The organism is Salinivibrio sp. ES.052 (assembly GCF_900141775.1).
In the GTDB taxonomy this organism is placed as follows: domain Bacteria; phylum Pseudomonadota; class Gammaproteobacteria; order Enterobacterales; family Vibrionaceae; genus Salinivibrio.
In genome coordinates this window covers 196,366-209,397 of sequence record NZ_FSRI01000001.1, presented here as the reverse complement: position 1 = coordinate 209,397, position 13,032 = coordinate 196,366, and the positions used below count along the sequence as shown (strand labels likewise).

The following is a 13,032-nucleotide window of genomic DNA, read 5'->3' as shown; positions in this document are numbered from 1 at the left end:
ATACCAATAAAAAAGTCCGCCATTACGCGGACTTTGTTTTTTGAAACTGTTCTTACAACTCTAGTCCTGCCCAAAAGTCATTTTGCAGCTGCTCTACCCTCTCATAACTACAAAGGTTCTGACTTCTGAACTGAGCCCTGACCAATCCATCCGTATCCGCCGCCAATACGGTAATCCGGGTGATGGTCTCAGGGTTGGTAGCAGGCTCAGATAAGATCATTTTCAAATCGTATCCTAGCAAGAAGGCCCCTTGCCGCTCGGTATCATACTCTAAGCGCTCTGCTGGGATATAAGGCTCCCACAAACGATCCGCCTGAATATGCTGATACTCAAGAAGAATGGTTAGAAAGTCAGATGCGTCTTTGCTGCTCTCGTTCCCCCGCTCCTGCCAGGCAATCAGCTTTAGCAAAGTCAGACCGGCCAGTGACGCAACTTTGATAATATCGCCCTGCCCTAGGTCTATTGATAAAGCGGCATAGTAAGCTTCATGAAATCCAGCTACCGTCATGGTGACAGCATGCTCCGGTGGCCATTGTATTTCACCTGCTTCATCGGCGATGGCACCAAAGGGAATAATATCAATTGGCAAACCACTGTCAGGATCTTTAAGCCGATGCGCTTTATTGATCGCGCTTAATCCGGCATCCAACAAAGCATGTTTTACGCTGGCGAACGCGTCCCAACCCGGTACCAGAATGCCGGTATCAATATCCCGAGTCTGACGACCGGGGTCACGGCCAAACACATGATACAAAAAGAGATCTCTTGCCGTAGCCCCAGCAACAAAAAATGGCACTCCAGTTTGTTGAGTTGTGCGGATGATCAGTGTCAGTACAGGCTCAAACCCAGGTTTTAGGGAGTGTTTTAAGGTGTAGATATTGCTCATTGATGCGTTCGGCAACCTCCTTGTTTCGGCTATCTCTGCTTGCTAGCAGCTCAGCAACAGCCAGCAACGCCTTGGCATTGATATTGATATCCAGCGCCTTTCCCCAGAATGCAGGCACCACCCAAAGTCTGCCGGAAGCGTCTGGCTTTGCCTTGAGCAGTGCAAGCTTTTTTTGCAATGGCTCAAAGGTAAAGAGCTGTAACTCATAAGGCTGTAAATAGCGTGTCAGTTCATCGGCAGCGACTTCTCCCCCCCAGCAATCCTTGGATGCTAAAGGAATGTCTCGCCAATCATCCGGCGCAACTAATTTTAGCCCTCCGAGCTTTGGCCTAAGTACGGTACGATAGTGTTCAATCCAAATCTGATAAAGGGCCTCTTTATCCAGAATGCGACGGGTACTACCCATACTGACAAGCTTTTCAGCCTCTAGGTATTTAAATCCCTTACTCACCATACCTAATGAGATATTCGCCATCTCGGCTATGGTTCGAAACGGCAGATGTAACACATCTTCTTGAGCCAACAAAGCAAACAACAGCTTCATAAAACCTAACCCCGGTTTTGCCGGCTGTGGAATTGCAAGGTGGTTTTCAGTGAGGTTTTTGCACTCAATCCATAGGTTTAGCCCGTTAAAGCTCACGCGAGCATTACCAGCCTCATCAATAAAATTGATCGCGTTCTTGGTGCAAAAATCGGCGAGATGAGCCGTTAGTCTATTGCATACCAACAGAGTATCTGAACGAGCAAGGCCTAGTAATGCTGATAGGCTCTCTTTACGATGGATACGCTTTATTTCAGTGCTAAACAAATAGCGTTGGCCGTGCACTGTCAGAGTCACCTCGGCATCGGTGTACGGCCCACCATCCGGCTTAGGATCAAAAGAGGACTCCCCTTGAATATGCGAAGGCAGATTATCCAAAGCTCGCATTAGTAGTGTCGCGTTTTTGTTCACACATAAAAACCGTTCATGAATCATGAACAAATACTAGTCGTGAACATGAAATTCTGCAAGATGACCGGAGGGGTTGAATCATACCGGCAAGGTTCACGTAAAACAGCGTTTACGGCAAATTGCTTGATGAACAATGCGCTTTACTTTTGTCGACTATGGCTTCCATCTTAGGGCTGTTTTAGGTGTTGTGTAACCATGACGACAGAAGTGATGACTAACATGACCATAAAAAATGCCAGTCGGAAAACTGACTGGCATTGTTATTAGTTGGCAAGGCTTAATTCGCTATCTAGCGAGTCTTACCCACTCGAACATCAATGAGAATAAAATGTATTTATATAACAGATAGTTAGAAGGCTAGCTTTTCTCGATACCATCATTTGTACCACGCGCAGAATTTTTTTGATTTTTTGCGTCTCGTCGACGTTTTAGTTCAGCTTTGGCTCAAGCTGAGGATTCAGCCATATCACGACGAAGCTCTTGTTTCTCTTCAGCAGTAAGCACTCTCGGGCTCGATGCAGTTCTATCCACCTTGTACCGGTAACTTCTCGCAGTACATCTTAGATAGCTCGCTTATTCTTCCTCTTCTCCAGTTAAGGCTTTAGACGACGTCACTGCTTCGCCGGTACCAACTTCATAAGCAGAAAACACACAATAACGGCTGCAACAAAGTTATAGAGCATTCCTATCACAAACGCAGACGAATACTGATTTGCCAATTCTATAGACTCATTACTCGTTGATAATGCTGTACTAAATAAAATTCCTATAACAGCAACCCCAAACGCTGCACCAAGTTGCTGGACAGTAGAAACAACGCCAGAAGCCATTCCAGCCTGTTTTTCTTTAACAAAACCTAGTACCAAATTTAGTAGTGGCGTCATGATTGCTCCTTGTCCAAACCCAACAATAAACAAAACTGGAATGAGATGAGTTGGTATTAAATCAGCCCCCGCCTCATACACTTGTAAAATCAAAACACCTATCGATACAGCATAGATTAACGCGCCGACACCGATCATTCGTTCACCGCACCTGACGATGAGCTTAGGGGTGACGAGAGAAGCGAAAACAAAACCGATACTACATGGCGCAAAGATACTACCTGCAATAAATGGATCAATTCCAAACCCCGTTTGCATCATTAACGCAAAACTTAAAAAAAATGAGCTAGATGTAAAATAAACAAGCAGCACCAATACCGTTCCTAAAGCAAATCGCTTTTGGGATAAAAGCTGCATATCGACTAATGGTAACTTTCCTGACAACCTGCTCTTTTCCTGCTGTCGATAAAAGAGTATCAGCATCATTGCAGCCGCGGCCAGTGAGAGCAAAGTCCACGAGGGCCAACCAGCTTCAGGCCCTTTAATCAATGGGAGTAACAGTAGTGACAGAGCAATACAGACCAAAAGCACTCCAGCCCAATCTAAGCTGGGTTGTTCTTCGGATCTAGATTCGGGAATCAGACGGGCGCTAAAAATGGCAAAGAGTCCGATAGGAAGATTAATCAAAAAAAAGACTACGCCAACCCAGACCAAAAAAGTCACCATGAACAATCCACCCGCCTAATACCTGAGCAGCAATAGCCGCAAGGCCAAGCGTCATACCTAACAGCCCAAAAGCGCGTCGGCTGTCATCACCTGTAAAGTTGACCCGAATGGATGCATAAACTTGCGGAAACAACAGCGCAGCGGATAATCCTTGTAATACTCTCGCCCCGATAAGGATATTAGCAGTGGGCGCAGCAGCACACAAAAGTGAACTTAAAGTAAACCCCAACATGCCGATAATAAACAACCGACGGCGACCGAACATATCACCCAACCGTCCTCCAGTGATGAGTAGTACGCCAAACGCGAGCTCATAGCCTGCTACGATAAAGCCTATCTGTGAAAAGCTCGCTTCCAACCTGGCTTGCATGCTGGGAATCGCAACATTGACGACAAACAAATCAAAAATAGTCACGAATCCCGCCAGTAACAACACGTATAAACCGCGCCATGGCGCTGTGTGAGGGGGAATATTATCACCGACTGCCGATGTAGAAATTGTACTCATAACGTGTCTCCAAAGTCATAAAAATCTTATTTTATAACCTCAGTAGACAGTTACAATTTAACACTTTATGCTATTACTAATAGTGATACCGTCAGAGAGAATCAAGATGCGAACCATGCAACGAACGCGCGAAGAACTTGCCACATTTTTACGCTCACGCCGCGAGCGTTTATCGCCTCATGATGTCGGATTACCAAATGGAGGAAGACGGAGAACACCGGGTTTACGCCGAGAAGAAGTCGCGGCACTCGCGGGTGTCGGATTAACTTGGTATACATGGTTGGAGCAAGGGCGCGATATCGGAGTATCTGCAACATTTTTGGACAATTTAGCTAAGGTTCTTAAACTCGATGCATCGGAACGCAGGCATCTGTTTCTGTTAGCGCATGAGCGCCCACCAACCGATCCGGGCAAGACTTGGTGTGTCGTGCCTGCTTTGATTCGTCGCTTAATGGATGACATCGCCCAGCATCCTGCGTATGTTTTAAACCTGCGCTGGGATGTACTTGCTTATAACGAGACCGCCAATCACCTGTTTAACTTCGAGCAGCATCCTCCCGAAAGGCGTAACTTGTTGTGGATACTTTTTACCGACCCAGCTCTGCGAGAATTGCTTAGCCACTGGGAGGACGAAGCGCCAAAGATATTATCTAGCTTTCGCCGCGACTATGTAAAAGCCAGTCAGGAAACAGACCTCCGAGCATTGGTGGATGAGTTGAAGAAAGTCTCGCCCGACTTCAATACCTGGTGGAAACAACATGATGTACATGCACCATGCAATGGTTGTCGAGATCTCAAAGTAGACGGCGAGACTATCACGTTTGAACACACTTCTTTAATCATTGATGCAGACCGCCATTTGCGCTTGGTGGTTTATGCGAAAAGTGAACACGACTAATTAAAGGCAAGGGTAAGCTATTCTAAGGATATTGCATCAGTCTATAAAAAAGCCAGTCAGAAACTGACTGGCTTTTCATTTATTTTCTAAGACCTGATTAACTATTTATAATCAGCCCTACTCCCACTCGAATATCAACGGAAAAAAATACACCGAAATAACAGCTAGTTAGAAACACCAACTTTCTCGATACCATCATCGATACCATGCGCAGAATTTTTTTGATTTTTTTCGTCTCGTCGACGTGACAATAAAAAACGGCAGGAAGCACTTCAGGCCTAAAGCCAAGAAAATCCTTGACTAACTCTACCTCAATATCAAGTCAGAGTTAGTGGTACTGACTTTTGTTATTAAAACCCAAACACATTTTTGCCCCTATTTTTGCTAAGAGTAATGACTCATTCGGGGCTAATTCAGCAATAATGCGGACTGGCCTGTGTTCATTGATTGGTGGTAATTTGATCGTTTTATTTTTCGAGATGAATGGTAAGTTGTTGTTTTAATTCATTATATAACTGATCCTGTACTTTTTCTAACTTATATTGATTACGATCGAGGCACAACCTAAGCTTTCCAAGAGTCGGCAAACCATCCAACTTACTAATATTATCCGGGTGACTGAAAGAAGAGCGAACCGTAATTCCTAATCCAGCATCAACAGCACTCCATAAGTTACTTAGACTACGGCCAACAAAGGTAATTTTCCACGGAATTCCACCTCGATCTAATGCTGCTGTAGCTTGTTGTCTGATAATGCAAGAACCATCAAGCATAACTAATGGTACAGGTTTAGTGGTATCAATGGATTCTTTAAAATATTTGTTTGCTGGCCCATACCAGTACAGTGGTAATTCTGCCAAAAGCTCACTATATGGTGCCGATCTCTCACCTCTCCAACCTAATGAAAAGTCTAATTCACCAGATTGAATACCATCCATCAGTTCCTGATGACGCCCAACAATGGATTGCAACTGTAAATTTGGATGTGAGCGAGAGAATATACCTAACAATTGTGGCAATAGCACATCGCTAAAATCTTCTTGTAAGCCAAAAACTACTTTCCCTGACAGTGAATTTCCCACTAACTGGTTTAGAGCTTCGTCATTTAACTGAATCATGCGCCGGGCATAAGCCAGAATGATTTCACCCGCTTCGGTCGGTTCTAGATGTCGGCCGATTTTTGTCACCAACGGAGTGTGACACTGCTGTTCTAGCTTTTTTAACTGGGCACTGGCTGCTGAAGGCGAACGATTTAGTCGCTCTGCCGCAGTTGCAAAGCTACCCAATTCAATTCCTAAAACAAAACATCGTAAGGCATCCAAATCCAGACTTCTCATGGCTGTTCATCCTGAAAATCAAAATTATCAATCAAAATAGTTTTGATTTTTTATATTAAAAAATCAACTTATTATTTTCCTGTCAACTCAATCAACTAGGAAAAGATATGGATACAAAAGAACAACATTTAATGGAACTGTTTGCCAAACTTGCTCCACAATTTTATCAACTTACGGAAGAGGTATTGTTTGGACAAGTTTGGCGTGACGAGAATCTAAGCCTTCGGGATAGAAGCTTGATAACAGTAACTGCATTAGTGGTCTTAAACCGTGTGGAACAACTTCCAGGTCATTTAGCACGGGCATGCAGCAATGGACTTACAGTTAAAGAATTGAGTGCAACAATGACGCATTTGGCATTTTATGCTGGCTGGCCTGTCACGGCTTCAGCACTTGAACGTTTAGATGAAATGAACCATAAGAGGAGTGACTCATGCCAATGACGCGAATTTCACTAGGTAATGAATTATTTGAAAAATATCAGCATCAAATTTCGCATATTCTCCAGCAATGTTTAGAGGCTTATTTTGATGTCTCTAATGGAGACTGTTTTCAAATCTTCGCCGGGAAATCGCGTGACCATGAACAAAAACGAGCCTTGTATAAAGCGCTGTGTGAGCAACTTCAGGTCCAAACCCCGATTGGTAAAGAAGATATTATGATCATTATTCAATTCAATAGCACGGAAGACTGGTCTTTTTCTTCTGGTCAGTCATGGAAAGATGAAATGGAGACAATACAATGATAGCAATGCAATATAAAATTATTCTCCCGTCGGATTATCCGATGGAAAAAATAGAAACTCGTATCAGGGAAAAAGGAAATTTATTAGATGGATACCCTGGATTAGTCTTTAAGGCCTACCTTTATTCACGAAAAAATGCAGAATATTATACAAGCAGCAACAGTTATGCTCCCTTTTATGTTTGGAGAGATCATCACTCTATGATGACTTTTCTTAGAAGTGAAGGATTTAAAGGATTATGTGAGCAATTTGGTCGACCGGAAGTCAAGATTTGGTTTATAGAGGATGAACCAACAATACCAAATTCAGAATGTTCGTTTGCATGTATAGACAATCAGGTCAGTCAGAATGCGGATATTCAAGGTCTCAATGTTACCTCTTGGGAGACAGTGAGTGTCTCGTGGCTCGCTCAACCAGAGTTAGCCGATAAAATGAGTGGCAACATCTATTCTATCGGTTATATAGCCCACGGTTAGATTTAATGAACAATTAAAAATGTACTCGCTTCCCATACTAACTACTAACAGAATACCCATAATATTCACTGCCCCAAAAAAATAGAAGGCCAGTATCACAATGAACATCACTGCGAAGAAACCAAATACCTCCGCAAGGTTTTGAGGATGAAGTGAGAAGCCATAAAAAAGCCAGTCAGAAACTGACTGGCTTTTCATTTATTTTCTAAGACCTGATTAACTATTTATAATCAGCCCTACTCCACTCGAATATCAACAAGCATGAAATCTAACTAAATAACAGCTAGTTAGAAATACCACCTTCGCCGATACCATCATTGATACCATGCAAAGAATTTTTTTGGTTTTTTGCAGTTCGCCGACGTTTTAGTTCGGATTTGGCCCAGGCTGACGATTCTGCCATGTCACGACGAAGCTCTTGTTTCTCTTCATCAGTAAGCACTCGCGGGCTCGATGCAACTCTATCCACCTTATATCTCCAGCTTGTCGTTGTACATTTTAGATAGCGTATCAAAACATGAGTTACCAGCAAGGAACCTTAAGTGTATTTTTAGATTATTTTTCATACACATCTTGAAAACCATTAGCATTGACCAAATAGTGTACAGTGAGGGATAACCTCATCATAAACAAGGATAAAATTATGGGTTTGAAACCAGGACCAAAACCAATAGCCAAGTCGACCGGCAAGCCAGATCAACGTCGACGTGATAACAAAAAAACGCCAGGCAACACTCCAGGCCTAAAGCCGAGTAAATCCTCTACCAAGTAACGCTACCTCAATATAGAGTCAGATTAAGTCACACTGACTCTTTACTAAAAAGGAAAACTGATGACAGTAAGTGCGCCCACTATTCAAGATGTTTTGAAGGGAGTTGGTACTAAAGAGTTTTGGATTGGAGGCTTTGTAGTTGGAGCAGTGGTCTTCAGTCTTGGTTTAGCCTACTACAATGTGCAAACAGAATTGGATAAGAAAAATCTAGAGTTAGCAACTAAAAACTTAGAAATGCATAAAATTCAATTTGAAAACGATAACAAGCACCTATCTAGGGAATTGAAAAGTGCACAAAGCGAATTATCTGAGTTAAAGGTTCAATACGAAAAATCTATTACAAACCAAAAGACCTTATATAAAGTAATAGCTGAGCGTTGTAATGAGCAACGAAAATACCTTAAAGCACTCCATGCAGATTATGGCTTTCAGACTAAATACACTGCAAACTATGAGTATCTATCTATATTAGAAAAGGTTATCGTTCAAATTGGTGAATACGCTGAAAATTGTTAGCCTCTCATCATTGACATAACTCATCTTTATTCCCGAATTCAGCAGACTAATAAACAATTATCCCAATAAAAAATGCCAGTCAGCGATACTGACTGGCATCATGTTTTCTAAGTAAAGACCAGGTTATATATTTATAGCCTTGCCTATTCCAACGAGAATGCTAATGAAAGAGTTTATACAACCACTAGTTATGGAGTCACTCTCTCGCCGCATCATGAAATTTTTCATGTTCCTTAATTTCAAGTATATTTAATCAGCAGATACTTGCTCAATCAATTCTCTCTCAAACTCTTCCATTTGGTCAAAATTAACACTTATTGAAAGTTGATCAAAGCATAGATTACTTGGCTCACAAGTATTCCTTTGCAGATTATTTGCAGCTCCCCACCAATTGACCTTCTTTCCAGTCTGTTTGGATATAGAGTCCAATTTATTTGCTACTTGATATGCTAAAACACCACAATCTAAATCGTTTTCTTCGGCGACTTTAATAACTGAATTTTTCAGCCAAGCAATATTACCATTTGCATTTTTAAAGCATTGCTCAATATAACTACCGGCTTTTTCACCGAGAAGAACACTTGCTGCAAAATTATTAGCATCAATTTCTTCTTGATCATTTCTCCGCTCTTCACTTGTCTCACTAAGCTCAACAATTGTAAACTCATCCAGCTCTGGTGATTGGGATGCATGGTAGAGCTCATGAAGTAAATCAAACATCCATTTTGATGTATGTCTAGATTTTTGCTTAAGTACAACTACATTTCTACCATTTATACGCCAAGTCGCGCCATGAAAAGCTCCAGAATCGTTCAAAGGAATAACAGGAACACCCAGTTCAGTAGCGTAAGATAAAACTGATTCAAATGTTAACTCGCCATATTTATCTAGAATATCACCTCTAACTACATTAGCATCCTGAGGTATGCCTTTCTTTTCTAAAGAACAGTACTTAGCTACAATATTTGCAATTGTATAAGCATATTGCGTATAAGCACTTGTATATAGCTCGTTAGCACCTACTGGCATTTTAAACCTTGCAACCATTGATCCATCACGCCCAAAAACTAACGGCCTATCACCTAATAGAAGATCCTTATTCCATCCAAATATAGATTGAAGTTTTTCTACTGTTTTTTCTACCCAAAGGCCATATTCGAAAGGCATCAAATCACGAGGTAAAATTCTCTTTTCAATAAAGTTTCTATCTAAACCAGCATCATTTAGCTTTGATATTAATATATTTTTCTCTCTAGAATCTTTAGGTAAAAAGACATCTTCTGTTATTTTTAAATCTAAAGCATCTACAATTGAAACAAGAGTACTAAAACTTGCGGAGCTATACTCCGTGTTTTCATACCTTTGTATTTGCTGCTCTTTCATCCCTAGTCTTTCAGCCAGATCTTTTTGAGTTAACCCCATTGAAATACGAGACATAATAAGAGCTTTAGGGAGGTCAGAAATACTATTCACATCAAAAATAGCAAGTTCACCAGATAGCAGTAGTTCGTATTCTTCCGCTTGCTCAACCAAATCATCACGCTGACACATTAGTGCATCAATCTGAGCTTTCGCTAACAATGGAGAAAATTTAGACTCTTCTCTATTAAGTTTTTCAATTGCTTCAGAAAACTCTTGTATACGTTTTTTGGTTAAAGCTAACTGCTTATTATTTTTAATCATGATGAACCTCCAGTCTTAATTGCCACAATGCCTTTTTTCTCAAGGGTGTTTTTATCAGTTTGAAAAAAATCGACAAATAGCTTTCCCGACCCTCCTTCTGGTAATTCTGCAGGAAATATATCGCCTCGATATTTCTGCAACATGTATTTTCTACCTGATGGAGAAAAATCAATAAGTGCACGATCTAATTTCGACTCATCGACACCATGTAGACTCCAACACAAATCATAGTCACCAGGGATTTCCTTTGATGTAACAAAACTTCCATCGATGTAAACCAAATTACAGTTCGCACTTTCGAGCGCTGAAATTAGAAGCTTTAGTCCATCAATTAACCAAGCACGCTTTGGGTTGTAGCCAAATCGTGCGATCAATTCTTCCATCGTGGCTAAATGCACTCCTTCTGGCAAATTACCCGACTCATTAAATTCTGGTATCATTCCTTTAGAAACTCCCCAACAATATTGTTGTGTCACTTGTAAATTTATAGCATTTATTACAATAGAAATCAATTAAAAAGCATATTTATAATGATGACAAAAAAAACAAATAAAACCTAATATATCAATAATTTAGGTTTATTTAACCACACCACCACAACATTAGCCTAGTTGTGGTTTCTTTCTATGGGGCTTAATACTGTCTCAATGAGGGGGCAGCAGTACAAAGTGGAACACCATCACCGGCACGTGTGCTTTCTAACTACTTGCGTCGGCCAAATGGCCAACGTCTCATTTTGTCGATTTGATCGACCGATCTCGTCATGTCCTTGTAAGCACGCCCGGCCAACCTGTTTTGGAAAACCTCCATTTTGTCGGCAATGGCTTTCAACTTCGGACCGTGTCCGATGCTGTGTAGCCACTGTCCAAAAAAATAGAAAGCAAGCATCACAATGAACATCACTGCGAAGAAACCAAATACCTCCGCAAGGTTTTGAGGTGGAAAGTTAAACTCCATAATCAATAATCCTTATTTAGTTAGGCCATGCGACCTTTTTTAACAAAGCTGGCAACCTCTTCGTTACGCTCCTGCTGGCGTTCCTGGGCATATGAAACGTAGTCCTCAACATCGAAGGTGTGCTTTTCCGGATCGCGCTCTTGCCATTCTGCGTGTGCTTGACGCGCTTCTTCCTTATCCTCACTGGATAGGTCATCAAAGCCGCCGGTTTGATTCATCCAGCCAGTGCCGCCACCGCCTAAGCTATCGTTGTCAAATGCAGGGGAAGCGTCGTCAGTCGCCCTCCTTATCGTCATCATCCCCGTTATCTTTCGTACTGTTTCGGATCGAACTAGCTAGACGACCTCCGGTAGTGCCGCTGATTCTATCCCCGGCCATATCACCCATTCCCTTCATCAAATTCGCACCGGTATCCGCTGCAATACGCCCCGCTTTTACAGCGCTACCTTTAAAGCCGCCGCCAGAAGATTGACCGGAAGCTTGAGAGAAGGAGCCAGCCTCATCAGAATCGCCACTGCCACTAAATGCACCGCCCAGGCTCGACATAACGTCAGTATTATTCGCTACGTTCTCACCCGCTTTTGCAAATGCAGCCTGAATAGCAGACGCACCGCCGGCGGTAGCCATTGCGGCACCGACAGCCATACCACCAGTGGCAACAGCCGCTCCGGCCATCGCACCGGCACTGATGCTGCCAGCACCTGCCGCCGCGCCGCCTCCAGGAACCAGGCTAGCGACCACATTGGGAACCGAGTGAATGAGCATCACGAGAACCAGTGAAACGACAAAGATCACCAACAATTCACGCATGGGAGCATCATTGGATAGATCGGCATAGAAACCATCCATGATCGACATGGCAATGCCAATAAGCAACGTCATTGTCATCAACTTCAAAGCAACGCCTAATACGCTTTTGAAGTAGTTGATTGCTATATCCGAAGTCCAACGCGAACCACCAAACCCCAGCACGAAAACACCGGCATAGACTAATATCCAAGCCGTCACCAAGGCCAACAACACATTGGCCGCCACTACCGCCATACACGCCAAAATTGCCAACGTTATCAAGAAGATAGACAAGTTATCTATCGGACTGGTGATGCTGTATGACTTACCAGCTTTCACAATAATGTCGAACGCAATACTAATAGGCTCTGACGGGGTTAGGTCTCTCGAAAGGCCACCGGCTTGAGCACCGATCGTTCTCAATGAATCGATAATTGACGTGGCAAAGTCTGGGCCGTTTCTGAGTAACCAGAGAAAGAAACCAAACGTCAAGATGAAGCGCACGAACTCGGCAAAAAACTCCCTTATATCCGCTTGCTTAAGGATTAAGGTCCCGCCAGTCCAAACAAGGGATATAGTGCCCAGCGTCCAGAATAGCCAGGCAGCATAGTTTGTAATTACCGTGCCCCAAGTAGCACTGGCCGTCATGAAACGCACGGCCACTTCATCCAAGACACCATTAGGCTCAATGGCCGCTGATGCTGTTTGCGAAGTAAGTACAACTGCCAGGAGCATGACAAGCCGAATAAATATCTTGGTCATGATTAGAACCCCTTGTTCTTGGAGCGATCCGTGGGTTCGCCCATATCCCAAAGACAGCTCCCTTTTTCCTTCTGCTCTTTCGTCAGGTTCGGCTTGTCACAGTTGATCGTTGCAGGCTTTGGCCCGTCATCTTCGCCGCACCCCACCATAGCAAAAGAGGCCAACACGCTAACGATAAAAACTCGGGTGATATTCTTCATG

General features: G+C 42.7%; 17 protein-coding genes. 5 read left to right on the top strand and 12 right to left on the bottom strand.

Annotation, left to right across the window (positions count from 1 at the left end):
• Positions 1-52: 52 nt before the first annotated feature.
• From BUQ98_RS00975 to BUQ98_RS17100, 4 genes are all read right to left on the bottom strand, one after another.
• Complete coding sequence (locus tag BUQ98_RS00975) at positions 53-886, bottom strand: hypothetical protein (RefSeq protein ID WP_074212083.1); 834 nt, start codon at positions 884-886, stop codon at positions 53-55.
• Entirely contained in the window at positions 840-1,838 is a 999-nt protein-coding gene (locus BUQ98_RS00970) for a type IV toxin-antitoxin system AbiEi family antitoxin (RefSeq protein WP_083605243.1), read from the bottom strand. Before BUQ98_RS00970 ends, BUQ98_RS00975 begins: the two co-directional genes overlap by 47 nt.
• Positions 1,839-2,449: 611 nt before the next feature.
• The gene (locus tag BUQ98_RS17105) at positions 2,450-3,388 is read right to left on the bottom strand and encodes an MFS transporter (protein ID WP_254813858.1); all 939 of its coding nucleotides are present in this window, start codon (positions 3,386-3,388) and stop codon (positions 2,450-2,452) included.
• Positions 3,342-3,896, bottom strand: coding sequence for an MFS transporter (locus tag BUQ98_RS17100; protein WP_254813857.1), 555 nt, complete (start codon positions 3,894-3,896; stop codon positions 3,342-3,344). Before BUQ98_RS17100 ends, BUQ98_RS17105 begins: the two co-directional genes overlap by 47 nt.
• 115 nt (positions 3,897-4,011) lie before the next feature.
• Between BUQ98_RS17100 and BUQ98_RS00960 the strand changes: the two genes are divergently transcribed.
• The gene (locus tag BUQ98_RS00960) at positions 4,012-4,794 is read left to right on the top strand and encodes a helix-turn-helix transcriptional regulator (RefSeq protein ID WP_254813856.1); all 783 of its coding nucleotides are present in this window, start codon (positions 4,012-4,014) and stop codon (positions 4,792-4,794) included.
• A gap of 467 nt (positions 4,795-5,261) precedes the next feature.
• On the opposite strand, the gene BUQ98_RS00955 is transcribed toward BUQ98_RS00960, so the two are convergent.
• A complete protein-coding gene (locus tag BUQ98_RS00955) occupies positions 5,262-6,131 on the bottom strand; it encodes a LysR substrate-binding domain-containing protein (protein WP_074212080.1) in 870 nt (289 codons plus the stop codon).
• Positions 6,132-6,238: 107 nt separating this feature from the next.
• On the opposite strand from BUQ98_RS00955, the gene BUQ98_RS00950 reads away from it, so the two are divergent.
• The 3 genes from BUQ98_RS00950 to BUQ98_RS00940 are packed head-to-tail and all read left to right on the top strand — an operon-like array spanning position 6,239 to position 7,352.
• A complete protein-coding gene (locus tag BUQ98_RS00950; RefSeq protein WP_074212079.1) occupies positions 6,239-6,574 on the top strand; it encodes a carboxymuconolactone decarboxylase family protein in 336 nt (111 codons plus the stop codon).
• The gene (locus BUQ98_RS00945; RefSeq protein WP_074212078.1) at positions 6,565-6,876 is read left to right on the top strand and encodes a tautomerase family protein; all 312 of its coding nucleotides are present in this window, start codon (positions 6,565-6,567) and stop codon (positions 6,874-6,876) included. Before BUQ98_RS00950 ends, BUQ98_RS00945 begins: the two co-directional genes overlap by 10 nt.
• Positions 6,873-7,352 carry a DUF4865 family protein gene (locus tag BUQ98_RS00940; protein ID WP_074212077.1) on the top strand — a complete coding sequence of 160 codons (480 nt, stop codon included), beginning with the start codon at positions 6,873-6,875 and terminating at the stop codon, positions 7,350-7,352. The genes BUQ98_RS00945 and BUQ98_RS00940 overlap by 4 nt, the downstream gene beginning before the upstream one ends.
• 283 nt (positions 7,353-7,635) lie before the next feature.
• Here the strand turns inward: BUQ98_RS00940 and BUQ98_RS16875 are convergent, their stop codons facing one another.
• Positions 7,636-7,821: a hypothetical protein gene (locus BUQ98_RS16875; RefSeq protein WP_057565199.1), complete on the bottom strand. Its 186-nt coding sequence runs from the start codon at positions 7,819-7,821 to the stop codon at positions 7,636-7,638.
• Between the two features lie 363 nt (positions 7,822-8,184).
• Between BUQ98_RS16875 and BUQ98_RS00935 the strand changes: the two genes are divergently transcribed.
• Entirely contained in the window at positions 8,185-8,640 is a 456-nt protein-coding gene (locus BUQ98_RS00935) for a hypothetical protein (RefSeq protein WP_000218515.1), read from the top strand.
• A gap of 249 nt (positions 8,641-8,889) precedes the next feature.
• Here the strand turns inward: BUQ98_RS00935 and BUQ98_RS00930 are convergent, their stop codons facing one another.
• The 6 genes from BUQ98_RS00930 to BUQ98_RS00905 form a co-directional block, all read right to left on the bottom strand.
• Positions 8,890-10,323 carry a helix-turn-helix domain-containing protein gene (locus BUQ98_RS00930; protein ID WP_074212076.1) on the bottom strand — a complete coding sequence of 478 codons (1,434 nt, stop codon included), beginning with the start codon at positions 10,321-10,323 and terminating at the stop codon, positions 8,890-8,892.
• On the bottom strand, positions 10,320-10,835 hold the full coding sequence (locus BUQ98_RS00925) for a DUF6932 family protein (RefSeq protein WP_254813855.1): 516 nt from the start codon (positions 10,833-10,835) through the stop codon (positions 10,320-10,322). Before BUQ98_RS00925 ends, BUQ98_RS00930 begins: the two co-directional genes overlap by 4 nt.
• 190 nt (positions 10,836-11,025) lie before the next feature.
• A complete protein-coding gene (locus BUQ98_RS00920) occupies positions 11,026-11,280 on the bottom strand; it encodes a hypothetical protein (RefSeq protein ID WP_000395517.1) in 255 nt (84 codons plus the stop codon).
• Between the two features lie 20 nt (positions 11,281-11,300).
• Complete coding sequence (locus BUQ98_RS17095) at positions 11,301-11,498, bottom strand: conjugal transfer protein TrbL (RefSeq protein ID WP_254813904.1); 198 nt, start codon at positions 11,496-11,498, stop codon at positions 11,301-11,303.
• A 55-nt stretch (positions 11,499-11,553) separates the two neighbouring features.
• Positions 11,554-12,831 carry a P-type conjugative transfer protein TrbL gene (trbL, locus tag BUQ98_RS00910; protein ID WP_074212074.1) on the bottom strand — a complete coding sequence of 426 codons (1,278 nt, stop codon included), beginning with the start codon at positions 12,829-12,831 and terminating at the stop codon, positions 11,554-11,556.
• Positions 12,832-12,833: 2 nt separating this feature from the next.
• Positions 12,834-13,031 carry a hypothetical protein gene (locus tag BUQ98_RS00905; protein WP_074212073.1) on the bottom strand — a complete coding sequence of 66 codons (198 nt, stop codon included), beginning with the start codon at positions 13,029-13,031 and terminating at the stop codon, positions 12,834-12,836.
• Position 13,032: the final 1 nt, after the last annotated feature.